Below are 22,897 nucleotides of genomic sequence, written 5' to 3' on the forward strand. Positions count from 1 at the left end.
CGCGCAGCCTTGTTGCATGGGGGATACTCAGGTCGGGGCACGGAAACAAGCATGGCCCAAGCGGGCGGCCCCGGACCCGCTGGCCGGCTTCGAAGGAGTGCTGGCGCGGCAGCGCGGCCATCTCGCCTGCTGGGCGCCGGTCTGCCTCGGCCTCGGCATCGGCATCTGGTTCGCGCTGACCGAGGAGCCGGGGGCGGGCTTCTACGGTACCGTGGCCGGGACCGCCGGCCTGTGCGTGGCGGCATGGGGTCTGCTGCGGCACTCCATGTTCCGGGTTCTGGCGGCAGCCGGTCTCTTGGTCTGCGGCGGTCTGCTGCTGGCCGGCGCACGGGCGCACGGCCTGTCCGCTCCGGTGCTCGGCTTTCGCTATTACGGGCCGATCGAGGGGCGGATCGTCGATATCGACCGCTCGCAGAGCGACCGGCTGCGGATCACGCTCGACCGGGTGCGGCTCGACGACGTCAGGCGGCGACCCGCGCGGGTGCGGCTGTCGCTGCATGGCGAATTCGACACGCCGCTGGCGCCGGGGGCGCGGGTGATGACCACCGGGCATCTGTCGCCGCCGCCGGGACCGGCCGAGCCGGGCGGCTTCGATTTCCGCCGCCATGCCTGGTTCGCGCGGCTCGGCGCGGTGGGCTACAGCCGGGTGCCGGTGCTTCTCGGCTCCGAGGCGGGGGCCGAAGGCGCGTGGCTGGCACGGCTGCGTGTCCGGCTCAGCGCCGCTATGCGGGCGCGCGTCGCGGGCGAGGCGGGGGGATTTGCCGCCGCCGTGACGACCGGCGACCGCTCCGGGCTGGGTCGCGCCGCGAATGATGCGATGCGCGAGGCCAATCTCTATCACCTCGTCTCGATCTCGGGGATGCACATGGCGATGCTGGCGGGCTTCGTGTTCTGGCTGGTGCGCACGGTGATCGCCGCGGTGCCGCCGCTGGCGCTCCGGCTCGACGCGCGCAAGATCGCCGCCGCCGCGGCGCTGCCCGCCTCCGCTTTCTATCTGGCGCTGGCCGGGCGTGACGTGGCGACCGAACGGGCCTTCGTGATGGTGGCGGTGAGCCTCGGGGCGGTGCTGCTCGACCGGCGGGCGCTGAGCCTGCGGGGGTTGGCGATCGCAGCCCTGATCGTGCTGGGGCTCAGGCCAGAGACGCTGCTCAACCCCGGCTTCCAGATGTCATTCGCCGCCGTGCTGGCGCTGGTCGCGGTGATGGGGCGCCTGCCGCCGGGCTGGCACCGGCCGCGCGGGCTGGCGAGGTTGTGGATGCCGGTGGCGCTGCTGTCGCTGACCTCTCTGGTCGCCGGGTCGGCAACCGCGCCCTTTGCGGCGGCGCATTTCAACCGTGTGGCGCATTACGGGTTGCTGGCCAATCTGCTCGCTGTGCCGGCCATGGGCGGGCTGGTGATGCCCGGCGCGGTGATCCTCGCGGTGACCGGCCCGCTCGGTCTCGACCAGCCCGCGACATGGATGATCGATTACGGGTCTCGCTGGATCCTGTTCGTGTCCGAGCGCATCGCCGCGCTGGACGGCGCCAGCTCGGCGGTGATCGCACCGCCCGGCGCGGTGGTGCCGCTGGTGGCGTTGGGCGGGTTGTGGATGGTGCTGTGGCGTGGGCGGGGCCGGGTGGCGGCGATGCTGCCGCTGGCGCTGGCGGCGGGGCTCTGGGCGCGAGCCGAGCGGCCGGACCTGCTGGTGAGCGACAGCGGCGCGCTCTTGGGCCTGATGACGCCTGAGGGGCGGGCCCTGTCGAAGCCCAACGGAGACGGTTTCGCCGCATCCGCCTGGCTCGAGAATGACGGGGACGGGCGCGATCAGCAGACGGCGCATGACCCGACGGTCCTGCCCCGGACCGACAGGGTGCTGCGTCTCGACCTGGGAGGCACGCGGATCGTCCAGGTCACGGGAAAGACCGCGCTGGCCGCACTGCAGGGCTGCGATGGCGCGGACATCCTGATCGCCAACCAGCGTGATACGGAGCCGCGCCCCTGCCTGCGCTACGACGCGCGGCGGCTGCGCGACACAGGTGCGCTCGCGATCCGGAATGGTCCCGGCGGCCTTCGGATCGAGACGGTGGCCGAGCGCGCCGGCCGCCGTCTCTGGACGAGGGCTCAGTAGCTGCGGATCAGCCCGACGAGGCGGCCCTGCACGCGGACCTGGTCGTCGCTGTAGATCCGGGTCTCATAGGCCGGGTTCGCCGCCTCGAGCGCGATGCGCTTGCCGTTGCGGCGGAACCGCTTGAGCGTGGCCTCTTGCTCCTCGATCAGCGCCACGACGATGTCGCCATTGTCGGCGGTGCCGGTTTCGCGGATCACCACCACGTCGCCATCGTTGATCCCGGCTTGGATCATCGAGTCACCGCGCACTTCGAGCGCGTAGTGGCTGCCTTGGCCGAGCATCGAGCCGGGCACCGCGATCTCGTGGCTGATCTCGCTGATCGCGGAGATCGGCACACCGGCGGCGATGCGGCCCATCACCGGCAGGTTCATCGCCAGCGCCGCGATCTCGGGCGGCATGTCGGAGGGCTTGGGATCCGCCTCCGGCGCCGCACCTTCGGCGGCGAAACGCGCTTCCATCGCCTCGGGCAGCTTGAGGATCTCGAGCGCCCGGGCCCGGTGCGCGAGGCGGCCGATGAAGCCACGCTCCTCGAGCGCGGTGATCAGCCGGTGAATGCCGGATTTCGACCGCAGGTCGAGCGCGTCCTTCATCTCGTCGAAGGAGGGCGGAACGCCGTCGGCCTTGATCCGCCGGTGGATGAATTCCAGCAGGTCGGATTGTTTGCGGGTCAGCATGGTTGCCCCTTTATGCGCGCAGACGGTTGGGGCTCCGTTCTACGCACGTTCCCGTTTTGTGTCAAGGGGTGGCTGAAATCACAGCGAGATGATTTCGACCATCTCTCCCGCATCGCGGGCAGGGTCGTGCGGCGGCTGCACGATCAGGCAATCGGCGTCGGAGAGCACCGAGAGCAGCGAGCTGTCCTGTTTGGAAAAGGCGGTGACGCCGTCCGGGCCGCTGGCGGCGCGCAGGTAGTGTTCGCGGGGCCCGTTCGCGGCCAAGGGCGCCGCGAGACGCGCGCGCCGACGCGGCGCGGCGGCGGGCGGCAGCCCGGAAAGCGCCCGGATCAGCGGCACCAGAAAGACATGGGCGCAGACCATCGACGAGACCGGATTGCCCGGCAGGCCCAAGAGCAGCGCCTCGCCGAAGCGGCCCGCCATCAGAGGCTTGCCAGGGCGCAGCGCCACCTTCCAGAAGGCGCGCTCCATCCCGGCCTCGGCCGCGGCGGCCCCGACGAGATCGTGGTCGCCCACCGAAGCACCGCCAATGGTCAGAACGATGTCGGCGCCGCGCGCCAGATCGAAGGCCTGGCGCAGCGCGGCCATGCTGTCGCCGGCGATCGGCAGCAGCCGTGGCGTGCCGCCCGCCTGCGCGACGATGCCGTGCAGCCCGTAGGCGTTCGAGGCGATGATCTGGTCCGGGCGCGGATCGCCACCCGGCGCGACGAGCTCGTCGCCGGTGGCGATGATCGCGACCTCGGGGCGGCGCGACACGGTGAGCCGGTCGGCGTTCATCGCCGCCGCCAGCGCGAGATCGGCCGGGCGCAGGAGGCGCGGCGCGGCAAGCGCGTCGCCCACCCGGAAATCCGCGCCCTGGGGGCGGATGTTGCGGTTGTCCGAGATGCCGGGGCCGAGGATCACCGTGTCGCCGTCGCGGGTCGTATCCTCCTGGATCACCACGCGGTCGGTGCCTTCGGGCACCGGCGCACCGGTAAAGATGCGCACCGCTTCACCGGGACCCACGATACCGGAGAAGGCGTGCCCGGCCGCGGCCTCGCCGATTATTGAGAGCCGCGTGCCTTGCGCGCAATCGGCGTCCCGGATCGCGTATCCGTCCATGGCCGAGGCCGAAAACGGCGGCTGATTGCGCCGCGCCGTCACCGGCACGCGCAGCACCCGGCCCAGTCCGGCAGTTAGCCCGACCTCTTCGACGGGCAGGGGGGCGACCAGCGCGAACAGCCGGTCCAGCGCCTCGGAAACCGGGATCACGCCTCCCAGCGCCCCGACTTGCCGCCCTCTTTCAGGGCGAGGCGGATGCCGCCGATCTCCATCCCCTTTTCGGCCGCCTTGAGCATGTCGTAGATCGTCAGCGAAGCGACCGACACCGCGGTCAGCGCCTCCATCTCGACGCCGGTGCGCCCGGTGGTGCGCACGGTGGCGGTGATCCGCACGCCCGGCAGATCCTCGTCCGGCTCCAGATCGATCGTCACCTTGGAGAGCGGTAGCGGGTGGCAGAGCGGGATCAGGTCGGCGGTCTTCTTGGCCGCCATGATCCCCGCGAGCCGCGCGGTGCCTAGCACGTCGCCCTTGTCGGCGCGGCCCTCGCGCACCAGTGCCAGCGTCTCGAGTGTCATCCGCACATGGCCCTCGGCCACCGCCAGCCGGTCGGTCACCTGCTTGTCGGTGACATCGACCATCTGGGCGCGGCCCGCGGCGTCGAAATGCGTCAGCGGCATCAGGCGCCGCCCGGCGCGGTCAGCGGGTTGGCGAGGATCGCCCGGGTCGCCGCCGTCACGTCCTCGTGCCGCATCAGGCTTTCGCCGATCAGGAAGCTGCGGGCGCCATAGCGGGCGATCTCGGCGAGATCGGCGGGCGTCGAAAGGCCGCTCTCGGCGACGATCATCCGGTCCACCGGCACGTGCTTGGCCAGCATGCGGGTCACGTCGAGCGAGGTCTCGAAGGTCTGCAGGTTGCGGTTGTTGATGCCGATCATCTTCGAGTTCAGCCCGGCGGCGCGGTCGAGCTCGGCCCGGTCATGCACCTCGATCAGCGCGTCCATGCCCCAGCGCGTTGCTGCGTCCTCGAGTTCGCGCGCCTGCGCGTCCGAGACGCTGGCCATGATGATCAGGATGCAGTCGGCCCCGAGCGCCCGGCTTTCGGCCACCTGCCACGGATCGTAGAGGAAATCCTTGCGCAGCACCGGCAGCGACGAGGCCTCGCGCGCCTGCACGAGATATTCGTCCGCGCCTTGGAACGAGGGCCCGTCGGTCAGCACCGACAGGCAGGCGGCGCCGCCCTCCTCATAGGCGCGGGCCAGCGCCGGCGGATCGAAATCGGCGCGGATCAGCCCCTTGGAAGGGCTCGCCTTCTTGATCTCGGCGATCAGGCCGTAGCCTTCGCGCGCGGCCTCGGTCAGGCGGTCCGCGAAACCGCGCGGGGCGGGGGCCTGCGCGGCGCGCGCCTCGATATCCGAAAGCGGCAGCTCCGCCTTGCGGGCCGCGACGTCTTCGAGCTTGTAGGCCTTGATCTTGTCGAGAATATCCATGTCGTCGTTCTACCGGGCAAAATGGGGCTTGGAAAGCGTTCAGGCGGAACCGCACCAGTCGATCGCGGCCTCGCCGCGCGCCTCGAGCCAGGCGTTGATGCGGCCGAAGGGGCGCGACCCGAAGAAACCGCGCCGCGCCGAGAGCGGCGAGGGATGCGCGGTCTCGATCGCCAGATGGTCGGGGCCAAGATAGGGTGCTGCGATCTTCTGGGCGTGGTTGCCCCAGAGCAGGAAGGCGCACGGCCGCGCCGACGCGCGCGCGAGCACCTGGCCCACTAGCCGGTCCCAGCCCCAGCGCGCATGGCCGCCCGCCGCGCCCGGCTCGACCGAAAGCGCGGTATTGAGAAGCAGCACGCCCTGCCGGGCCCAGTGGTTCAGATCTCCGGTGGCCGGGGCGCAGCCGATATCGTCGCGCATCTCGCGCTGGATGTTGCGCAGCGAAGGCGGCAGCTTCGCGAGGTCCGGCGGCACCGAGAAGGCAAGGCCGGTGGCGTGGCCCGGGGTCGGGTAGGGGTCCTGGCCCAGGATCACCACGCGCACCGCCTCGGGCGGCGTCAGTTCCAGCGCCCGGAACCGCAGTCCCGGCGATGGCAGCACGGCGGGCAGGGCGGCGAGGCGGTCGCGTAGCGCCGGCCAGTCCGCCTCGAAAAACGGCAGATCGGCCCAGCCCTGCGGCAGTTCGTTCACGCTGTGCCGGATGTGATCGCGGCGAGACGCTCGATGGCGCGGCGCGCGGCGCCCGAATCGATGCTCTGCGCCGCGAGATCGGCGCCCGCGCGCAGGTCTTCGACCCGGCCCGCGACCAGCAGGGCGGCGGCGGCGTTGAGCCGCACCGCGTCGCGGTAGGCGCCCGGCGCGCCGTCGAGCAGCGCCGCCAGGGCCCGGCCGTTCTCTTCCGGGGTGCCGCCGATGATCGCTTCGAACGGGTGTTCGGGCAGCCCGGCATCGGACGGGCTGATCTCGAAGCGCTCGACCCGGCCGTTCTCGAGCGCGGCCACGGCCGAGGGGCCGCAGATCGACAGCTCATCGGTGCCGTCGCCACCATGCACCAACCAAGCCCGCTCGGAGCCCAGCCGCCCCAGCACCTCGGCCATCGGCGCGATCAGCGCCGGGTCATAGGCGCCGGTGAGCTGGCGCTTCACCCCGGCCGGGTTGGTCAGGGGGCCGAGGATGTTGAACAGCGTCCGGATGCCGATCTCGGCCCGGACCGGACCCACATGCTTCATCGCCGGGTGATGCATCGGCGCCATCATGAAGCCGATCCCGGCCTCGCGGAGGGCGCGCTCGACCACCTCGGAGCCGACCATCACCTGCACGCCCATCTGGCCCAGCGCGTCGGCGGTACCGGATTTCGAGCTGAGATTGCGGTTGCCGTGCTTGGCCACCGGCACGCCGGCGCCCGCCACGACGAAGGCGGTCGCGGTCGAGATGTTGAGCGTGTTCTTCCCGTCGCCCCCGGTGCCCACGATGTCGATCGCGCCCTCGGGCGCCGCGACCTTCAGGCAGCGCGCGCGCATCACATGCGCGGCGGCGGCGATCTCGGCCACGGTTTCGCCGCGCATCCTGAGCGTCACCAGAAAGGCCGCCATCTGCGCCGGCGTGGCGTCGCCGTCGAACAGGATGCCGAAGGCGGATTCCGCCTCCTCGCGCGAGAGCGGTCCTGCCAGTGCCGCCGCGATCAGCGGCTTCAACCGGTCGCTCATGCCGCCACCGGGGTGCCGGGCGCGTGGCCGGGCAGCCGGTCGAGGAAGTTCTTCAGCATCTGGTGGCCATGCTCGGAGGCGATGCTCTCGGGGTGGAACTGCACCCCTTCGATTGGCAGTTCGCGATGCATCAGCCCCATGATCGTGCCATCGGCCAGCGTCGCCGTCACCTCAAGGCTGTCGGGCAGGCTCTCGCGCTCGACCACCAGCGAGTGGTAGCGCGTCGCCTTGAAGGGCGAGGGCAGCCCGGCGAAGACGCCCTTGCCCTCATGCAGCATATCGGCGGTCTTGCCATGCACGATCTCGTGGCAGCGCACCACGCGGCCGCCGAAGGCCTGGCCGATGGTCTGGTGCCCGAGGCAGACCCCGAACAGCGGCGTCCGGGTCTCGGCGGCGGCGCGGGTCAGGTCGAGACAGATCCCGGCGCGGTCGGGATCGCAGGGGCCGGGCGAGAGCACGATGCCCTCGGGCGCCATCGCCATGGCGGCCTGCGTGTCGATCTCGTCGTTGCGTTTGACCACGACCTCCGCGCCCAGCTCGCCCAGGTAGTGCACGAGGTTCCAGGTAAAGCTGTCGTAATTGTCGATCAGGAGAAGCATGGTCCCTCCGGGCGGCGCACGCGGCCGTTGCAATTCGGGGCTACCGTTCGGCGGTGGTCCCTTGGTAAGGTCGGGGCATAAATGGGACCGGGAGGCGGGAAACGTCAAGGTCCGGGACTGGGCGACGCCGTGACGAACGGCGCAGCGGGGCAGGAAAAGTGGGATCTGGGTTCATCATAGGCGGGCTCTGGGGTCTGCTCGTGTCGGCGGGGGCATTGGCCGTGGCCTCGCTCATCGGCGACCCGCCGGCCCGTGACGGTACGGCGGAGATCGGGCTGCGGGAGGTGGTGCCCGGGCCGGAGACGGAAACCGGGGTGACGCCGGAGGTCGGGACGGCGCCCGATGCGACCCCCGATACCGGGCGCGAGCCGGCCGATGCGCCGGAGATGCCGTCCGAAGAGGGATATCCGGCGCGCGAGGCCGAGGCGGAGCGCGCCGAGGCGGATATCGTGGTGTCGGGCCGTGCCACCGTCGAGACGCTGCCCGACGCGCCGAGCAGCCCGCCGGTCTTGTCTTCGACGCCTTTGCCCGAGGTGCCGCAGGAGCCCGAAGCGGTCGAGGCCTTCGACATGCCGGACACGGGGCCGGGCGGCGACGCCCCGCTCGAGATCGCCGGGATGGCGCCGCCGGTCGAGGCCGAAGCACCCTCCGAGCCGGTGCTGTCGCCACCCCAGACCGAGGCACCGCAGGTGCCGAGCGGCAGCGCGCCGCAGGATCCCCTGCCGACGACGCCGCGCGCCGACGTGCCCGCGGGGCGCGGCGCCGCCCCCTCGGCCGATACCGCACCCGAGAGCCGGCCCGAGGCCGGAGACGCGGTCTCGGCGCCGGAGACGCTGCCCGAAACCGCCGCCGGGCCCTCCGTCGCGCCGGGCTCGGAAGAACCGGTGCTGCCGGGGCCACCGTCGCGAGTGATCGAGGTGCCGGCGGGCGAGGCCGACATCACCGTGGCCACGGACCCGCCGCCGCCGCCCTCGCAGGCGCCGCGCGAGGTGATCGACGAGGAGCCGGAAACGCCGGAGCCCGACGCGGCGGACGAGGTCGAAACCGCAGGCCTGCCGCAGACCGCCGCGCCCGCGCCCGGGTCCAGCGGCCTGCCCGAGCCGCCCGCACCGCCCGAAGCCCCCGCCGCCGCCGGCGAGGCGCCGGCCGGGATCGCGCTGGAGCCGGGCACGATCACCGTGCTGCCGGTGCCCGAGCTCGGTGAGCGCAGCCTGCCGGGCCGGGCGGCCGGTCTCAATGGCGGCGACGCGGTGCCGGTGCGCCGCCCCGGGACGGAGGAGGAGGCCGAGCCGGCGCCGATCGCCGAGGATGCGCCCGCCATTCTGCGCTTCGCTGCGCCCGATACCGCCGATGCCGGCGCGCCGCGACTCTCGGTGGTGATGCTCGACATGGGCCTGCTCGACGATCCGGTGAGCGCGGTCTCGAGCATTCCCTTTCCGGTCACCATCGGCATCGATCCCGAGGCGCCTAACGCCGCCGCGCGCGCCGCGCGCTGGCGCGATGCTGGCTACGAGGTCGCGGCGATGGTGCGGCTGCCGGCGGGGGCGCGGCCCTCGGATGTCGAAGTCACCTACGAAGCCGCCTTCGCCGCGCTGCCCGAAGCGGTGGCGCTGCTCGATGCGGGCGGGGCCGGGCTCAACGCCGATGGCGACGTGACCGCGCAGGCGCTCGACCACCTGGCGAAGGATGGGCGCGGGCTGGTGGCGCTGCCGCATGGGCTCGCGACGCCGCTGCGACAGGCGCGCGACCGGGGCGTGCCGGCGGTCGAGATCTACCGCGATCTCGGCGAGGTCGGCCAAGACGACCGGGTGATCCGGCGCTTTCTCGACCAGGCGGCTTTCCGGGCGCGGCAGCAGGGACAGGTGACGCTTCTGGCCGAGCTAAACCCCGAAACCATCACCGCGCTGACGCTGTGGGGCAACCGGGCCGGGCGCGAGGGCGTGTCGCCGGCGCCGGTCAGCGCGCTGTTGCGGCTGCAATCGGTGGGCCCGGGCAAGTAAGATGGTTGAGTAGGGCCGGGCAGGTCGGCGGGGCGGCATCTGCGTATTGGCGCACAGGGTCGGTGATTTGACCGCCGTCCCGGCGCGGATCACTGGTGGCGCGTCATCACATCATCGAATGGATCGCCCATGACCTCCGCCCCCTCCCAGACCGGCCTCGCCGCCCGAGCGCCCGAAATGCTCAGCGTGCTGCGCATCGTCAGCGCGCTGATCTTCACGCTGCATGGCAGCCAGAAGATCTTCGCCTTTCCGCCGAGCGAACAGACGCCGCCGCTGGCCTCGCTGATGGGCGTGGGCGGTCTGCTCGAACTGGTGGGCGGCCTGCTGCTGCTGGTGGGGCTGTTCACCCGCCCGGTGGCTTTCGTGCTCTCCGGCATGATGGCGGTCGCCTACTGGGCGTTCCACGCGCCGGGCAACCTGTTCCCGACGCTGAACGGCGGCGACGCGGCGATCCTCTACTGCTTCGTCTTCCTTTACATCTTCGTCGCGGGTCCGGGGCCATGGAGCCTCGACGCGCTGATGCGCCGCCGCTGAACGCGGCGCGGTGACGAACGCAATGGGCCGGGTGATCCCCGGCCCATTGCAGTAAAGGCACAGCCGCCGGGACTTCGGCGGCTGCATTGCTACAGAGGCATCATAAGCCGCCGTTTCGATTTCAGAGAGGCTTCACGAGGCGATGAAGCACATGGTCGAGGCCATGCGTGTTGTCCACCTTGCTGATCCCGGTCGCACGGAACCCTTCACGCTCCCAAAACGCGCGCCCACGCGGGTTCGCCTCCAAGACGCCCACATACAGCTTCGTCGCCCCATCCGAGCGCGCGAGTTCTTCAATCCTCGACAAGAACGCGGCCCCGCGCCCGCCTCCCTGGACCCAAGGCCCGAGGATCATCAGGCCGAGATAGGCATCGCGATCCGTGGGAAAGCCGTAATGGAGCTCGGCCAGCCCGGAAAGCTGGCTGTTCGAGAACAGCCCCAGAAACCGGGAGCGATCGAGGTCGCACCCCGGCGCGCCAGCGGCAAAGAACTCCACCGCCTTTACGTAGGCGTCCGGATGGCTCCCTTCCGCCAGGACCCAGTAGTCGGGCGCCTCAGTATAGAAGCCCGCCACCAGATCCAGATGGGCAGCGATATTCAGCGCCGTGATGCGATCAGCCAAGCCTTGGTCCTCTATTGCGCGAAGACCTCATTCACGCGCATCTTGCCGCGAGAAAGGTCGAGTATCGTCGCGGGGGGCCTTCGTGTTCGAAGATTCCATCCAGATATGGATGAAACGGGAGTTCTCGATGCCCCCTCAATCATGGTCTCAGGCCCATGGAGGTCGTGTCGATCCTGTAGCTCGTGAACGGCAACATGCACCGAAGGGCCGGCGAAGAAGTCTTCGCGATGGCGTTCGTGTAACTTCCTGCCATGACCGCCGCATCTCGCGGCGATCAAGGGAATGGTCGGGCAAGATCCGGCCAGCCTAGGTTCGCGTGCAGCATTTACCGCGAAGGGGGGGGTGATCCCCGCCCATTCTCCTTTCAGCCATTGCCCTCCGGGCGGAACATGGCGGCGTCCGCCGCCGCGCGCCTGAGCGCGTTCGACTTGTGCACCGTCTCCATGTACTCGGCTTCGGGGTCGCTGTCATGGACCACGCCGCCGCCGGCCTGGATGTAGAGCTTGCCGTCCTGCACCACGGCCGTGCGCAGCGCGATGCACATGTCCATGTCGCCACCAGCGCTGAAATAGCCCAGGCCCCCGCCATAGACGCCGCGCTTCTCGGGTTCGAGCTCGTCGATGATCTCCATCGCCCGCACCTTGGGCGCGCCCGAGACCGTACCCGCCGGCAGCCCCGCCAGGAGCGCCGAGAGCGCGTCCTGATCGTCGCGCAGTTCGCCCACCACGTTCGACACGATGTGCATGACGTGGGAATAGCGCTCGATGATGAAGCGCTCGGTCGGGCGCACGGTGCCGGGCTTGGCCACTCGGCCCACGTCGTTGCGCCCCAGATCCAGCAGCATCAGGTGCTCGGACAGCTCCTTGGCATCGGCCAAAAGGCTCTCCTCGTTCGCCCGATCCTGCTCGGGCGTCGCGCCGCGGGGCCGCGTGCCCGCGATCGGGCGGATCGTCACCTCGCCGCCCATCACCCGCACGAGGATCTCGGGAGAGGCGCCGACCAGCTGGTAGCCGCCGAAGTTGAAGTAGAACATGAAGGGCGAGGGGTTGGTGCGCCGCAGGCTCCGGTAGAGCGCGAAGGGCGGCTCGGCGAAATCCTGGGTCCAGCGCTGCGCCGGCACCACCTGGAAGATGTCGCCCGCGCGGATGTACTCCTTGGCCTTCTCCACGGCGGCGAGATAGCCCTCATGGGTGAAGTTCGACACCGGCTCCGAGAGCGGCGCCGGTGCCTGAAGTGCCCGTGCCTCCTGCGGCACCGGCCGGTCGAGCGCGCGCATCGCCTCGGTGACGCGCTCGGCGGCCTGGGCGAAGGCGGCGCGGGCCGACTGGCCCTGGCCGCACCAGGCGGGCGCTACCAGGATCACCTCGCCCTTCACCCCGTCGAGCACCGCCACCACGGTGGGGCGCATCATCACCGCGTCGGGCAGGCCGAGCGGGTCGGGGTTCACGTCGGGCAGCCGCTCCACCAGACGGATCATGTCATAGCCCAGATAGCCGAACAGCCCGGCCGAGGCGGCGGGCAGGTCCTCGGGCAGGTCGATCCGGCTCTCGGCGAGGAGCGCGCGCAACGTGTCGAGCGGGTGGCCGTCGAGATCCTCGAAGGCGTCGTCGTCATAGCGCGCGGCGCGGTTCACCCGGCTTTGCGTGCCGCGGCAATCCCAGACCAGATCGGGGTTCATGCCGATGATCGAGTAGCGGCCGCGCGCCTCGCCCCCAGTCACGCTCTCCAGGATGAAGGCGTGCTTGCCGGCATTGGCGAGCTTCAGCATCAGCGAGACCGGCGTGTCGAGATCAGCGGCGAGCCGGGTCCAGACGATCTGGTTCGCGCCTGTCTCGTAGCCTTGGCGGAACGTCTCAAAATCGGGGCTGAGCATGGGCGTCTTACCTGAAGGAGGAATGGACCGCCTGGACGGCGGTGTCGTCGATGCGGATCTCGGTACGGGCCTGCACGGCGCTGGCATAGGCGGCGTAGATGTCCTGCGCGATGCCGGTGCCGAGCCGCTCCTCGATCGCCTGACGCTCGGCCACGACGCCGGCATCGTCCTCGGCGGGCGGCGCCACGGCATCGAGCCTAACAACGGCGGCGAAGCCGTCGCCGGTGATCGCGCGGGTCTCGCCTTCCTCCATCTCGAAGATCTCGCGGATGAAGCCGGGGAAGGTGCCCTCGACGAAGGCGCGGCGGGTGAGGTTCTGTGCCTGCTGCGGGGCGAGGCCCGCCGCGGCGAAGCTCGCGCCGCCGGCGATCTCGGCCGCCAGCGCCTCGGCCCGCTCGCTGCGCAGCCGCGCCCGGGTTTCGGCCTCGACATCGGCGATCACCTGCGCGCGCACTTCGTCGAGCGGGCGCAGCTGAGGCGGCGTCACGCCGTCGAGACGCAGCGCGAAGACGCCGCCATCCTCGAAGCCCAGAAGCTCCGGGAAACCGCCCTCTTGCGCGGTGGCGGCCGCCTCGCGGAACGGCGCATAGGCGGCGATACCGTCGGAGACCTCCTCGGACCATTCGATCGTGCCCAGCTCCATGTCGGCGCGCTCGGCCAGATCCTCGAGCGCGGCGCCACCCGCGAGCAGGTCGGTGATCTCCTGGCTGCGGCGCTCGATCTCGCGGCGGGCGCGGGCCTGGGCCAGCTCGGCGCGCAAATCGTCCTCGACCGCCTCGAAGGGCACCTCCTCGGCGGCGAGCACGGCGTTGACGCGGAACAGCGCCGGGCCGAGATCGGTTTCGACCGGGCCCACCACGTCGCCGGCCTCGGCGGCGAAGACCGTCTCGGCGGCGCCGTCCAGATCGGCCTCGGCCACGTCGCCCAGATCCACCGCCTCTAGGCTCAGCCCACGCGCCTCGACCAGATCTTCGAAGCTGGCCTCGCCCGCCTCGAGCCGGGCCAGCGCCGTCTCGGCGGCCTCGGCGTTGGGATAGACCAGACGCTCGACCAGCCGGCGCTCCTCCTGCACGTATTCGGAGATGCGCTGCTCGTAGAGTTCGCGCACCTGCGCGTCGTCGATCTCGATCTCCTCGGCCACGTCCTCGGGGCGCAGCCAGACATAGCTGATCTGCCGGATCTCGGGCGCGGTATAGGCCTCGGGCGCGGCGGCGTAGCGGGCTTCGATCTCGGCCTCGGTGGGGGCGGGGATCTCGGCGTCGAGCAGGATTTCGGGCAGGATCACCCGCGGGCGGCCGTCATCGGCGGCAGGCATGCGCGCGGCGCCGAGCGTCACCGGCGCCCAGGTGATGTCGCGCCGGGACATCAAGAACTCGACCAGCGCCTCGACATGGGCATCGGGCGCCGCGACGCCGCCGACCACTGCCGTCTGCAACAGGGCGCGGGCCTCGCCCTCACGCAAGCTCTCCTCGAACTCGGCCACGCTGAGGCCGTTGCGGGACAGCGCGTCGCGATAGGCGTCGCGGTCAAAGCTGCCGTTCAGCCCCTGGAAGGCCGGGATCGCCAGCACCTGGTCGCGCACCCGGGCGTCGCCCACCGAAAGGCCCAGCGCCTCGGCTTCGGCATCGAGCACCCGTTCGGTGACGAGCTGGCCCAGCACTGCCCGGTCGAGGCCGAACTGCTGCGCCTGCGCAAAACTCACCGCCGAGCCGGTCTGGCTTTCGAGCGCGCGGATGCGGCTTTGCAGCGCGTTGGCGTAGCTCTGGATTTCCAGTTCCTTGTCGCCGACCGTGCCGAGCCGGGTCGCGTTGCCCGTGAGCCCTGTGGCTCCGAAGCCGATCAGGCCCACGAAGAGCAGGATCAGGATGATCCAGACGAATACGCGGTTGCCCTTGCTCGATGCCATTGCGGTCTCCCTGTCGCGCCCCTTCGGCGTGAGCCGTTGAATAGGCAAGCGGGCGGGGCCGTGCAAGCGGATGGGGTCGGGCCCCGTCCGCGGCGAGGGCCCCGCCCGGGGTCGTGGTCAGCGCGCGGGCAGCGCCGCGAGCCGGGTTTCCAGCTCGGCGATGCCGGTGGCGTCGACATTGGCGAAGGCGATACGCAGTTGCCGCCGGCCCGCCTCGGAGCCCTCCGGCGTGAACATCGTGCCGGGCAGCAGCAGCACGCCCGCCTCGTGCACAAGCCGCTGCGCCAGCGCGTCGGAGGGCTCGGCATGGGGATGCTCGATCCAGCCGAAATAGGCGCCACAGCCCATCAGCCGCCAGCCCTGCGGCTCGAGCCGCGCGAAGCTCTGCTCCATGGCGCGGCGGCGCGAGAGAATCTCGGCGCGTTCGCCTGCCAGCCAGTCGCCCAAGTTGCGCATGCCCCACAAGGCTGCCTTCTGGCCGAGGCTGGTCGGGCAGATCGTCACCGTGTCGAGGAACCGCTCCATCTGCGCGATCCGCGCAATGCTCGCGGTGACGGCGCCGACCCGGTGGCCGGTGAGGCGGTAGGCCTTGGAGAAGGAATAGAGCTGCACCAGAACCTCGGCCCAGTCCGGGTCCGAGAACAGGTCATGCGCCGGCCCCTCGCGGCTGTCGAAGTCGCGATAGGTCTCGTCGAGGATCAGCGCGAGGCCGCGCGCGCGGCACAGGTCGCGGAAGGCGGCGAGCAGGGCGGCGGGGTATTCGACGCCGCCGGGGTTGTTGGGGCTCACCAGCACGATGGCGCGGGTCGCGGGCGTGATCAGCGCCGCGGCGGCCTCGGGGTCGGGCAGCAGCGTCGGGCCGGTCTCGAGCGGCAGGGTCCGCACCCCGGCCATGTCGTTCCACATGCGGTGATTGAAGTACCACGGGCTGGGCAGGATCACCTCGGAGCCTTCGCCGCACAGCGCCGAGATCGCGGCGCAATAGGCCTGGTTGCAGCCCGAGGTGACCGCCACCTGCTCGGGCACGACGCGGCCGCGATAGGCCTCGCTCCAGTGTCGCGCGATCTCCTCGCGCAGTTCCGGCAGGCCGAGGACCGGGCCGTAGAGATGGGCGCTGGCATCCTGCATGACGATCTCGGCCATGGCGCGGCGCAGCGGCTCGGGTGGCGGATCGACCGGCGCCGCCTGGCTGACGTTCAGAAGCGGCCGCTCGGGCGGAAAGCTCACCCCCTCGATCCAGCGGCGGGCCTCCATCACGGGCGGTGGAAAGGTCGATGCGGTGCGCGTGCTGCTCATGGGGCCTCCCTCGGGTTCGGGTGGCACGCTAGCCTTGGGTAGGGGGCTGTGCAATCCGGGCCCGCGCGCCGCGCCACTCGGCATGGACCAGCCAGATCATCGCCACGTCAAACAGGCTTAGCGCCACCAGCGTCGCCGAGGGGGCGAGCACGAACAGATGGATCTGGTAGGCAATGAACAGCGCCAGCACCGCCATCGCGACGGGATAGGCCCAGTGCAATCCGCGCGCCAGCAGCAACACCATCGCCAGCTTCACGCCGCCATGGGTGAGGAGATAGAGCGCGTAGAAATGCTGGGTCTCGATCGACAGCCTCTGGCTCGCGTCGAGCAGGGCGCGCGCCAGCAGGTCGCGCGGGTCCTGCGCCAGTTCCGGCGCGGTGACCCGGTCGAGCAGCTCCAGAATCGCAGCGCCGGGCGTGACGAGAAGCGTCAGCCCGGCGAGGGTCTCGAAGCCCGCGAACAGGCCCTTGAACAGGAGGCTCGCCTCGAACAGGCGATGGATCAGACGCCGCCGGGGCGGCGCCTCCTCAGTCCTTGCCGCGATAGGGCTCGACATATTGCAGGGCCATGTCCCACGGGAAGAAGATCCAAGTGTCCTGGCTCACCTCGGTGACATAGGTGTCGACCTGGCCGTTGCCCATCGGCTTGGCGTAGACGGTGGCGAAATGGGCGTTGGGATAAAGCTGGCGCACCAGCTCCAGCGTCCGGCCGGTATCGACGAGATCATCGACCACGAGGATGCCGGTGCCGTCGCCCATCATCTCGGCATCGGGGGCCTTCAGCACCTTGGCGCTTGCCTGGTTCTGATGCTCGTAGGACTTGACCGAAATCGTGTCGACGGTGCGGATGCCGAGCTCGCGGGCGACGATCATCGCCGGCGCCATGCCACCGCGGGTGATCGCGACCACCGCTTTCCAGGCGCCCTCGGCGTCTGGGCCGCGGCCGTCGAGCCGCCAGGCCAGGGCGCGGCTGTCGCGGTGCAGCTGGTCCCAGGATACGTGGAAGCCCTTTTCATGCGGCAGTCGGTCGGTCATCGCTCTCAGCCTTTCGTGATGTCGGGCGCGTCGGGGTTCTTCATGCCGATCACGTGGTAGCCCGCATCGACGTGATGGACCTCGCCGGTAACCGCGCTGCCCAGATCCGACAAGAGGTAGAGGGCGGATTTTCCGACCTCCTCCTGAGTGACCGTGCGGCGCAGTGGCGAATTATACTCGTTCCACTTCATGATGTAACGGAAATCGCCGATGCCGGAGGCGGCCAGCGTCTTGATCGTGCCGGCCGAGATCGCGTTGACCCGGATCGCGTCGCGGCCCAGATCCTCGGCGAGGTACTGCACGCTCGCCTCCAGAGCCGCCTTGGCCACGCCCATTACGTTGTAGTGCGGCATCACCTTCTCGGCACCGTAATAGGTCAGCGTCAGGCAGGAGCCGCCCTCGGTCATCATCGGCGCCGCGCGCTTGACCACAGAGGTGAAGGACCAGACCGAGATGTCCATCGACATCAGGAAGTTCTGCTTCGAGGTGTCGACATAGCGACCGCGCAACTCGGACTTGTCGGAGAAGCCGATGGCATGGACGATGAAGTCGAGCTTGCCCCATTTCTCCTGCAGCGCGGTGAACAGCGCGTCGATGCTGTCCTCGTCGCCGACGTCGCAGGGCAGCACGATGTCGGAGCCGACCTCGGCCGCGAGCGGGCCGACCCGCTTTTTCAGCGCCTCACCCTGATAGGAGAAGGCCAGCTCGGCGCCGGCACCGGCGCAGGCCTTGGCGATGCCCCAGGCGATCGACTTGTCGTTGGCGAGCCCCATGATGAGGCCGCGTTTTCCCGCCATCAACTGCGATGTCATGAATGTCCCTCTTGCCGATCCGGCGCCGTTTCGATCCGGTGTAGGCGATAGGGAGCATGGCATCAAGGCCACGGGCCTACGCGACGTCATGCTTAGAGCGGAAGGAGAGGGGACTAAACAGTTGAGAATGGAGTATACTGTCGGAATACGAGTGAGTGAGTTTGTATGATGGACCCGCGTGTCGGCATCTTCGCCGGAGATGATCCGCTGGATATTGCAAGGCGCTGGCTTGAGGAAGCCGGGCGCCACGAGCCGTCGGATCCGAACGCGATCGCGCTGGCCACGGTTGATTCCGAGGGTCTGCCGGATGTGAGAATCGTACTGCTCAAAAGCATCGAGAGCGATGCGTTCGTGTTCTACACGAACTACGAAAGCGCCAAGGCGCGCCAGATCGACAGCAATGGCCGCGCCGCTTTCGCCGTGCACTGGAAGTCGCTGCGCCGACAGATCCGGGTGCGCGGATTGGTAGAGCGCGAGGACGGCCCGATCGCCGACGCGTATTTCAGATCACGGCCGCGTGAGAGCAGGGTGGGGGCCTGGGCTTCGCCTCAAAGTCGTGCGATCGCCTCGCGCGCGGCGCTTGAGGCGGAGGTGGCGCGACTCGATGCCGAACTCGGCGAGGATCCGCCGCGGCCGGCCTTCTGGGGTGGATATCGGCTCAGACCGCTCGAGATCGAATTTTGGGCAGATGGCGCACATCGGCTTCACGACCGGTACAAATGGTCGAGACCGACGCTGAACCATCCGTTCGAAGTGTTACGTTTAGGACCGTGATTTCACACGGAATGAAATTCGATGCTTGTAGCCACCCTCAGACTGTGCTGCACAGACGAAAAAAATCGGACGGGCCGGGACAAGGCTGCTGGAGGCGGAGATGAACGACATGCTGGACAAGCAGACGGAGGACCGCCTGGAGATCGCGGGACACGTCAAGTGGTTCGATCCGGCTAAGGGATTCGGCTTCATCGTGCCCGACGACGGCGGCTCCGACATCCTGCTGCACGCCAATGTACTGCGCAACTATGGCCAGAACTCGGTTGCCGATGGCGCGCGGATTCGCATCCTTGCCCATCGCACCGAGCGCGGCATCCAGGCCGCCGCCATCCTGTCGCTCGAGGCGCCGGCGACCGCCGCCGCGGTGCCGCTGGCCGATTTTCAGGAGTTCGATCCCGAATATCTCGCGAGCCGTCCGCTCGAGCCGGCGCGGATCAAGTGGTTCGACAAGGCCAAGGGCTTCGGCTTCGCCAACATCTTCGGCGCCGGTGACGACATATTCCTCCATGTCGAGGTGCTGCGTGCGTCCGGCCTCGCGGATCTCGAACCCGGCGAGGCGGTGTCGTTGCGGGTGATCCAGGGCAAGCGCGGCCGAATGGCGACGGAAATCCTCACCTGGGACGCGGCGCTGCGCCAGCCGGGGGCCGCGAAGCCCGAGGATGGGAACGGGGACGAGGAATGAAGGCACTGCTGCTGGCGGCCTTCGCCATTTCGGCGCCGCTGGCCGCGCAGGCCGCGACCTGCGCGCCAGACCGGGTGACGGTACGGGGTGATTGGGGGCAGGCGGCCTTCACCGTGGCCGTGGCCGACGATGCCGCCGAGCGGGCGCAGGGGCTGATGAACGTGCCCGAAATGCCGCGCATGACAGGCATGCTCTTCGTTTATGAAAATCCGCAGGCCGTGTCCTTCTGGATGCGTAACACGCTCATTCCGCTCGACATGATCTTCGCCGGGCCCGACGGGACCGTGCGCAGCATCCACGAGCGCGCGCAGCCTCTCGACGAAACCCCGATCCCGGGCGGCACCGACATCCAGTACGTTCTGGAGCTCAATGGGGGCATGGCGGAACGGCTCGGCATCGCGCCCGGCGACACGCTGCGCCACCCTTCGATCGGCAGCGACGAGACGCCGGCAGCCGATCCCTGCGAATGATCACGGCGGCGCTTGCACCCGGACGCGCGCCAGCCTAGAAGGGCGGCGGTTCGGGGCGTAGCGCAGCCTGGTAGCGCATCTGTTTTGGGAACAGAGGGTCGCAGGTTCGAATCCTGCCGCCCCGACCAATCTCCTCTCATTTCATTCTTCGTGACCTAGAGGGGCCAGTCCCTCTGGTTTCGGACCTCGTGGCGAATCCCCCTATCACCGGGTGACGCGGGGTTGCGGCCCGTATCGCTCCATCGATGAGAGCTCTGGCTCAAAACGACCCCAAAAGACCCCTGTGGCCCCGATGTCACGCCGCGCGGTGGACAAGTTCGAGGCCCGTTTCTCACCCCCTGTGGATAATTTTCAGGCTGTACTAAGCCGGTGCATATGTCCTCGGGTAAGGCACCCTCAAAGGCCAACGCAAGTTGGGCATATGGCATTCTTCGTGGAGCTGCGGGGGCTGTGGAAAACCCTGTGGGAGAGCGGTGAACTGCGGTGGGCGAATCCAAGGGCGCCGAGGCGGTGTCGCGAGATTCGTTCGCGCCACCCCGGCACCGCGTTGACCGTGCCCGCCGCGCTGCTCAGTTTCGCCGAACCGGGGGCCTGCGGCCCGCGGCTCACGCGGCGAAACGGGACCACCTGCATGCAGATCGAACGGCGCTATACGATGCCGGAACAGGCCCCGCTTGCCGGGAGGCCGACCCGCCGCATCCGGCTCGAGGACGGCACCGCGATGCAGGTGCCTGCCGGCTGGACGCTCCGCGCCGCGCGCGCCTTCGCTGCCCAAGTGCCGGGGGCGCGGGCAGAGACGGGCCTTGCTGATGCCGTCGACGCGCTGGCGGCGCGGCTCGCCTCTGGCGCTAAGGCTTCCGGCCTTCTGACGGACCCCGCCTGCCTCGACATCTGGGCCGACGAGATGCGCCAGATGGTCATGCACCGCATCGCCGTTATCGATCCCGCACTCTGGAACGGTCGCATACGCGTGTCCGAGCCTGCGGCCTCGCCGCTGCGGGTGCGAATGGCGCAGACGGATGGCGTGCAGATGACGTGCCTCGCCGAAGCGGTCCGCGACGGCGCGCCGCTTGCTTTCGATTTCGAGACCGATCCGCGCGCCGCCGCGCCGCGCGTCGTGCTCGACCTGCGCTGCTTCGTCGAGGATGGCGAGGTGGCGGTGGTGGCGCTGGTTCATGCGGTCCGGCTCTGGACACTGGCTCTCGCCGTGGCTGCCGGGCGCAAGGCCGTGCCGGGTGACCTCGGATTGGCGGGTTTGGGCGGTGCGCTCATGCGGCTTGGCCTGGGCCATGCGACGCGCGAAGGGCGCATCGCGGCGGCCGCGATGGGGGCTCTGGCCGAGGCGGCACGAGCGGCCGTGGCGGCGGAGCTTGGGCTTGCGCCGGGGGCGGGCGATGCGCATGCGCGCGCCGGTCTGGCGCGACTCGAGGCCAAGCCGGTGCCGCACGCCGCCCGTGCAGCACTCACACACGCGCGCGCGCTCTGGGCCGGGATCGATGAGCAGGCCGCCCCCGATGCACCGGCGGCGCCCCGGATCGCGATCGCACCGCTTGGACCGCAGGCGGCGATCCTCGGGCTTGGGGACGACCCGCTCGCGCCCTTGGCCGAGCTGTGCATGGAGACGGAGACCGAGCGGGGGCATTGCCGCAAGGCCGCGCCCGAGCTGCGCGCCGGGCTTGCCGCTCAGGGATACAGCGCCGACCGGGTCGAAGCATTGATCCGTCACGTGGCCGGGTATGGCAGCCTCGCCGCCGCGCAGGGCATCGACCATGCGGCGCTGCGCGCGCGCGGGCTCGACGCGCAGCAGATCGCCCGGATCGAGGCGGCGCTCCCCGAGGCGCGCGACCTGCGCGCGGCCGTCACGCCCTGGCGGCTGGGCACGGCGTTCTGCGCCTCGCGGCTCGGCCTCGACGCCGCGGCGATGCCGGGGCAGGGAATGGGGCTGCTGGAGCAGCTCGGCTTCACCGAGGCGCAGATCGAGACGGCCAATCGCCACGTCTTCGGTACCGGATCCCTGCGCGGCGCCCCGGGGATCGCGCCCCGCGACGCCGCCGCCTTCGATTGCGCGCCCGAAGGGGCGGGCGGTCCGCAGGATGTCGGTCCGCGTGCACGGCTCGCCATGGCGGCGGCGCTGGCACGGGTGATCGGCGGCCCAGTGGTGGCGCGGATGCCGCTGCCGGATGCGGCCGATGCCGGAACGGCGCGCGCGGCGATCCGCGCGGCGCGGCGGGCGGGGCTCGCCGGGCTGGCCCTGTCGCGCGATGCCGAGGCGGCGCAGCGCATGAGCGGCGCGACCGAGGCCTCCGCGGATGCCCTTTCACTGGCGCCGCGCCTGCGCGAGATCCTTGCCATGCTGCCGCCGGGCACCCGCCCCGGCAGCGCGCCAAGCGAGGTGATCGAGCTGCTTGAAGCGGCGCGTCGCTCGCGCCCCGAGGCGCGGCGTCATGCGCGGGTGCTGCGCGAGCGGCTGCTGGCCGACCCGCTGCCGCAGGATCGCGGCACGCCGCGCGTCGCCACGCCGCCGGCCGGGCACGACCGGGCGCAGACCAGGCGCGGCTGAGCCGTTCCGTTCCGGAACGTCTTCGCGCTCTCCGGGTTGCTGCTCAGAAGCAGCCGAGCTTGGAGAGGCGCATGGGCGAGAGATCGCGCGCGGTCGAGGATGTGCTCGACCGGCTTGAGCAGGAGGGGCGCGACGACGACCGCGCCACAGTGGGTGATGTGACCTCGGCGCTGGGGGATCGCGGCTTCGGTCCGTTTCTCTTCGTGCCGGCGCTGATCGAGATCTCTCCCATCGGCGGCGTGCCCGGCGTGCCGACGCTCCTCGCGTTGATCATCACGATCTTCGCGGTGCAGATCGTGATGCAGCGCGACGAGATGTGGCTGCCGGGGTTCCTCGAACGCCGCTCGGTCTCGGGCGACAAGCTCGCCAAGGCGGCCAACAAGCTGCGCGGTATCGGCCGCTGGCTCGATCGGTGGTTTCACGGGCGCTTTGAAGCGCTAACCGGGCCCAAAGCGTCGCGTATCGCGGGCATCGCGGTGCTGCTCTTGTGCCTGACCGTGCCGCCCTTGGAACTCGTGCCCTTCGCTTCGAGCGCGCCGATGGCGGCGATCGCGGCCTTCGGCCTCGCCATGACACTGCGCGACGGGCTGCTGATGGGTCTGGGCTTCGTGTTGAGCATCGTGGCGGTCGGCGTGAGCTTCGGAATGATCGGCGGCGGCTGAAGCCCGGGGGAGGGCTGGCTTATCTGCGGGCGACGCGGCATGGTCGGCGCGCCCGAACCGCT

Annotated in this window: 21 protein-coding genes, 1 tRNA gene and 1 pseudogene; 9 read left to right on the forward strand and 14 right to left on the reverse strand. The window is 70.2% G+C overall.

The genetic code is table 11. The annotated features are described in order from the left end of the window. The first annotated feature begins 16 nt into the window (after window positions 1–16). Window positions 17–2,107: a ComEC/Rec2 family competence protein gene (locus LOS8367_RS07000; protein WP_085895762.1), complete on the forward strand. Its 2,091-nt coding sequence runs from the start codon at window positions 17–19 to the stop codon at window positions 2,105–2,107. Here the strand turns inward: LOS8367_RS07000 and lexA are convergent. The 7 genes from lexA to LOS8367_RS07035 all read right to left on the reverse strand — a co-directional run bounded on the left by lexA (window position 2,101) and on the right by LOS8367_RS07035 (window position 7,610). Then, complete coding sequence (lexA, locus tag LOS8367_RS07005) at window positions 2,101–2,781, reverse strand: transcriptional repressor LexA (protein ID WP_085895763.1); 681 nt, start codon at window positions 2,779–2,781, stop codon at window positions 2,101–2,103. The two genes, LOS8367_RS07000 and lexA, sit on opposite strands and share 7 nt — an antisense overlap. Before the next feature lie 78 nt (window positions 2,782–2,859). Continuing rightward, window positions 2,860–4,032, reverse strand: a complete 1,173-nt coding sequence (locus LOS8367_RS07010) for a molybdopterin molybdotransferase MoeA (protein WP_085895764.1) — start codon at window positions 4,030–4,032, stop codon at window positions 2,860–2,862. Beyond that, entirely contained in the window at window positions 4,029–4,499 is a 471-nt protein-coding gene (moaC, locus tag LOS8367_RS07015) for a cyclic pyranopterin monophosphate synthase MoaC (protein ID WP_085895765.1), read from the reverse strand. Before moaC ends, LOS8367_RS07010 begins: the two co-directional genes overlap by 4 nt. Then, window positions 4,499–5,308: an indole-3-glycerol phosphate synthase TrpC gene (trpC, locus tag LOS8367_RS07020; protein ID WP_085895766.1), complete on the reverse strand. Its 810-nt coding sequence runs from the start codon at window positions 5,306–5,308 to the stop codon at window positions 4,499–4,501. Before trpC ends, moaC begins: the two co-directional genes overlap by 1 nt. Window positions 5,309–5,347: 39 nt before the next feature. Then, a complete protein-coding gene (locus LOS8367_RS07025) occupies window positions 5,348–5,995 on the reverse strand; it encodes a uracil-DNA glycosylase (RefSeq protein ID WP_085895767.1) in 648 nt (215 codons plus the stop codon). Then, window positions 5,992–7,011, reverse strand: coding sequence for an anthranilate phosphoribosyltransferase (trpD, locus tag LOS8367_RS07030; protein ID WP_085895768.1), 1,020 nt, complete (start codon window positions 7,009–7,011; stop codon window positions 5,992–5,994). The genes LOS8367_RS07025 and trpD overlap by 4 nt, the downstream gene beginning before the upstream one ends. Beyond that, a complete protein-coding gene (locus LOS8367_RS07035; RefSeq protein WP_085895769.1) occupies window positions 7,008–7,610 on the reverse strand; it encodes an anthranilate synthase component II in 603 nt (200 codons plus the stop codon). Before LOS8367_RS07035 ends, trpD begins: the two co-directional genes overlap by 4 nt. 221 nt (window positions 7,611–7,831) lie before the next feature. On the opposite strand from LOS8367_RS07035, the gene LOS8367_RS07040 reads away from it, so the two are divergent. Next, window positions 7,832–9,610 carry a divergent polysaccharide deacteylase family protein gene (locus tag LOS8367_RS07040; RefSeq protein WP_133056297.1) on the forward strand — a complete coding sequence of 593 codons (1,779 nt, stop codon included), beginning with the start codon at window positions 7,832–7,834 and terminating at the stop codon, window positions 9,608–9,610. Between the two features lie 129 nt (window positions 9,611–9,739). Continuing rightward, window positions 9,740–10,144, forward strand: coding sequence for a DoxX family protein (locus LOS8367_RS07045; protein WP_085895771.1), 405 nt, complete (start codon window positions 9,740–9,742; stop codon window positions 10,142–10,144). Window positions 10,145–10,265: 121 nt separating this feature from the next. Here LOS8367_RS07045 and LOS8367_RS07050 read toward each other — a convergent pair whose 3' ends face one another. The 7 genes and pseudogenes from LOS8367_RS07050 to fabI all read right to left on the reverse strand — a co-directional run bounded on the left by LOS8367_RS07050 (window position 10,266) and on the right by fabI (window position 17,687). Then, a complete protein-coding gene (locus tag LOS8367_RS07050; RefSeq protein WP_242665525.1) occupies window positions 10,266–10,766 on the reverse strand; it encodes a GNAT family N-acetyltransferase in 501 nt (166 codons plus the stop codon). Between the two features lie 364 nt (window positions 10,767–11,130). Next, entirely contained in the window at window positions 11,131–12,582 is a 1,452-nt protein-coding gene (trpE, locus tag LOS8367_RS07055; RefSeq protein ID WP_370737693.1) for an anthranilate synthase component I, read from the reverse strand. 832 nt (window positions 12,583–13,414) lie between these two features. Then, window positions 13,415–14,545 (reverse strand): annotated as a pseudogene (locus LOS8367_RS19465) (SurA N-terminal domain-containing protein); the annotation flags it as partial. 117 nt (window positions 14,546–14,662) lie between these two features. Further along, a complete protein-coding gene (locus tag LOS8367_RS07065) occupies window positions 14,663–15,841 on the reverse strand; it encodes an aminotransferase (protein WP_085895775.1) in 1,179 nt (392 codons plus the stop codon). A 28-nt stretch (window positions 15,842–15,869) separates the two neighbouring features. Continuing rightward, window positions 15,870–16,397, reverse strand: coding sequence for a DUF2127 domain-containing protein (locus tag LOS8367_RS07070; protein ID WP_085895776.1), 528 nt, complete (start codon window positions 16,395–16,397; stop codon window positions 15,870–15,872). After that, window positions 16,369–16,875 (reverse strand): xanthine phosphoribosyltransferase, encoded by a 507-nt coding sequence (gpt, locus tag LOS8367_RS07075; protein ID WP_085895777.1) that lies wholly within the window; start codon window positions 16,873–16,875, stop codon window positions 16,369–16,371. Before gpt ends, LOS8367_RS07070 begins: the two co-directional genes overlap by 29 nt. A 5-nt stretch (window positions 16,876–16,880) precedes the next feature. Beyond that, entirely contained in the window at window positions 16,881–17,687 is an 807-nt protein-coding gene (gene fabI / locus LOS8367_RS07080) for an enoyl-ACP reductase FabI (RefSeq protein WP_085895778.1), read from the reverse strand. 168 nt (window positions 17,688–17,855) lie between these two features. Between fabI and pdxH the strand changes: the two genes are divergently transcribed. From pdxH to LOS8367_RS07110, 6 genes are all read left to right on the forward strand, one after another. Then, window positions 17,856–18,461: a pyridoxamine 5'-phosphate oxidase gene (gene pdxH, locus LOS8367_RS07085; protein ID WP_085895905.1), complete on the forward strand. Its 606-nt coding sequence runs from the start codon at window positions 17,856–17,858 to the stop codon at window positions 18,459–18,461. A gap of 100 nt (window positions 18,462–18,561) precedes the next feature. Next, a complete protein-coding gene (locus tag LOS8367_RS07090) occupies window positions 18,562–19,143 on the forward strand; it encodes a cold-shock protein (protein WP_085895779.1) in 582 nt (193 codons plus the stop codon). Continuing rightward, window positions 19,140–19,613 carry a DUF192 domain-containing protein gene (locus tag LOS8367_RS07095; protein ID WP_085895780.1) on the forward strand — a complete coding sequence of 158 codons (474 nt, stop codon included), beginning with the start codon at window positions 19,140–19,142 and terminating at the stop codon, window positions 19,611–19,613. Before LOS8367_RS07090 ends, LOS8367_RS07095 begins: the two co-directional genes overlap by 4 nt. A gap of 51 nt (window positions 19,614–19,664) precedes the next feature. After that, window positions 19,665–19,741 (forward strand) — tRNA-Pro (locus LOS8367_RS07100). 503 nt (window positions 19,742–20,244) lie between these two features. After that, a complete protein-coding gene (locus tag LOS8367_RS18790; RefSeq protein ID WP_085895781.1) occupies window positions 20,245–22,173 on the forward strand; it encodes a hypothetical protein in 1,929 nt (642 codons plus the stop codon). 71 nt (window positions 22,174–22,244) lie between these two features. Further along, window positions 22,245–22,835 carry an exopolysaccharide biosynthesis protein gene (locus LOS8367_RS07110; protein ID WP_085895782.1) on the forward strand — a complete coding sequence of 197 codons (591 nt, stop codon included), beginning with the start codon at window positions 22,245–22,247 and terminating at the stop codon, window positions 22,833–22,835. The last annotated feature ends 62 nt before the right edge of the window (window positions 22,836–22,897 follow it).

Origin of the sequence: Limimaricola soesokkakensis (genome assembly GCF_900172345.1) — a bacterium.
GTDB classification, from domain to species: Bacteria; Pseudomonadota; Alphaproteobacteria; order Rhodobacterales; family Rhodobacteraceae; genus Limimaricola; species Limimaricola soesokkakensis.

Coding starts and splice junctions, on each gene's coding strand:
- LOS8367_RS07000 (WP_085895762.1), top strand. CDS start 17: ATGGGGGATACTCAGGTCGGGGCACGGAAACAAGCATGGCCCAAGCGG.
- lexA (WP_085895763.1), bottom strand. CDS start 2,781: ATGCTGACCCGCAAACAATCCGACCTGCTGGAATTCATCCACCGGCGG.
- moaC (WP_085895765.1), bottom strand. CDS start 4,499: ATGCCGCTGACGCATTTCGACGCCGCGGGCCGCGCCCAGATGGTCGAT.
- trpC (WP_085895766.1), bottom strand. CDS start 5,308: ATGGATATTCTCGACAAGATCAAGGCCTACAAGCTCGAAGACGTCGCG.
- trpD (WP_085895768.1), bottom strand. CDS start 7,011: ATGAGCGACCGGTTGAAGCCGCTGATCGCGGCGGCACTGGCAGGACCG.
- LOS8367_RS07035 (WP_085895769.1), bottom strand. CDS start 7,610: ATGCTTCTCCTGATCGACAATTACGACAGCTTTACCTGGAACCTCGTG.
- LOS8367_RS07045 (WP_085895771.1), top strand. CDS start 9,740: ATGACCTCCGCCCCCTCCCAGACCGGCCTCGCCGCCCGAGCGCCCGAA.
- LOS8367_RS07065 (WP_085895775.1), bottom strand. CDS start 15,841: ATGAGCAGCACGCGCACCGCATCGACCTTTCCACCGCCCGTGATGGAG.
- LOS8367_RS07070 (WP_085895776.1), bottom strand. CDS start 16,397: ATGTCGAGCCCTATCGCGGCAAGGACTGAGGAGGCGCCGCCCCGGCGG.
- gpt (WP_085895777.1), bottom strand. CDS start 16,875: ATGACCGACCGACTGCCGCATGAAAAGGGCTTCCACGTATCCTGGGAC.
- fabI (WP_085895778.1), bottom strand. CDS start 17,687: ATGACATCGCAGTTGATGGCGGGAAAACGCGGCCTCATCATGGGGCTC.
- pdxH (WP_085895905.1), top strand. CDS start 17,856: ATGGACCCGCGTGTCGGCATCTTCGCCGGAGATGATCCGCTGGATATT.
- LOS8367_RS07090 (WP_085895779.1), top strand. CDS start 18,562: ATGAACGACATGCTGGACAAGCAGACGGAGGACCGCCTGGAGATCGCG.
- LOS8367_RS07095 (WP_085895780.1), top strand. CDS start 19,140: ATGAAGGCACTGCTGCTGGCGGCCTTCGCCATTTCGGCGCCGCTGGCC.
- LOS8367_RS18790 (WP_085895781.1), top strand. CDS start 20,245: ATGCAGATCGAACGGCGCTATACGATGCCGGAACAGGCCCCGCTTGCC.
- LOS8367_RS07110 (WP_085895782.1), top strand. CDS start 22,245: ATGGGCGAGAGATCGCGCGCGGTCGAGGATGTGCTCGACCGGCTTGAG.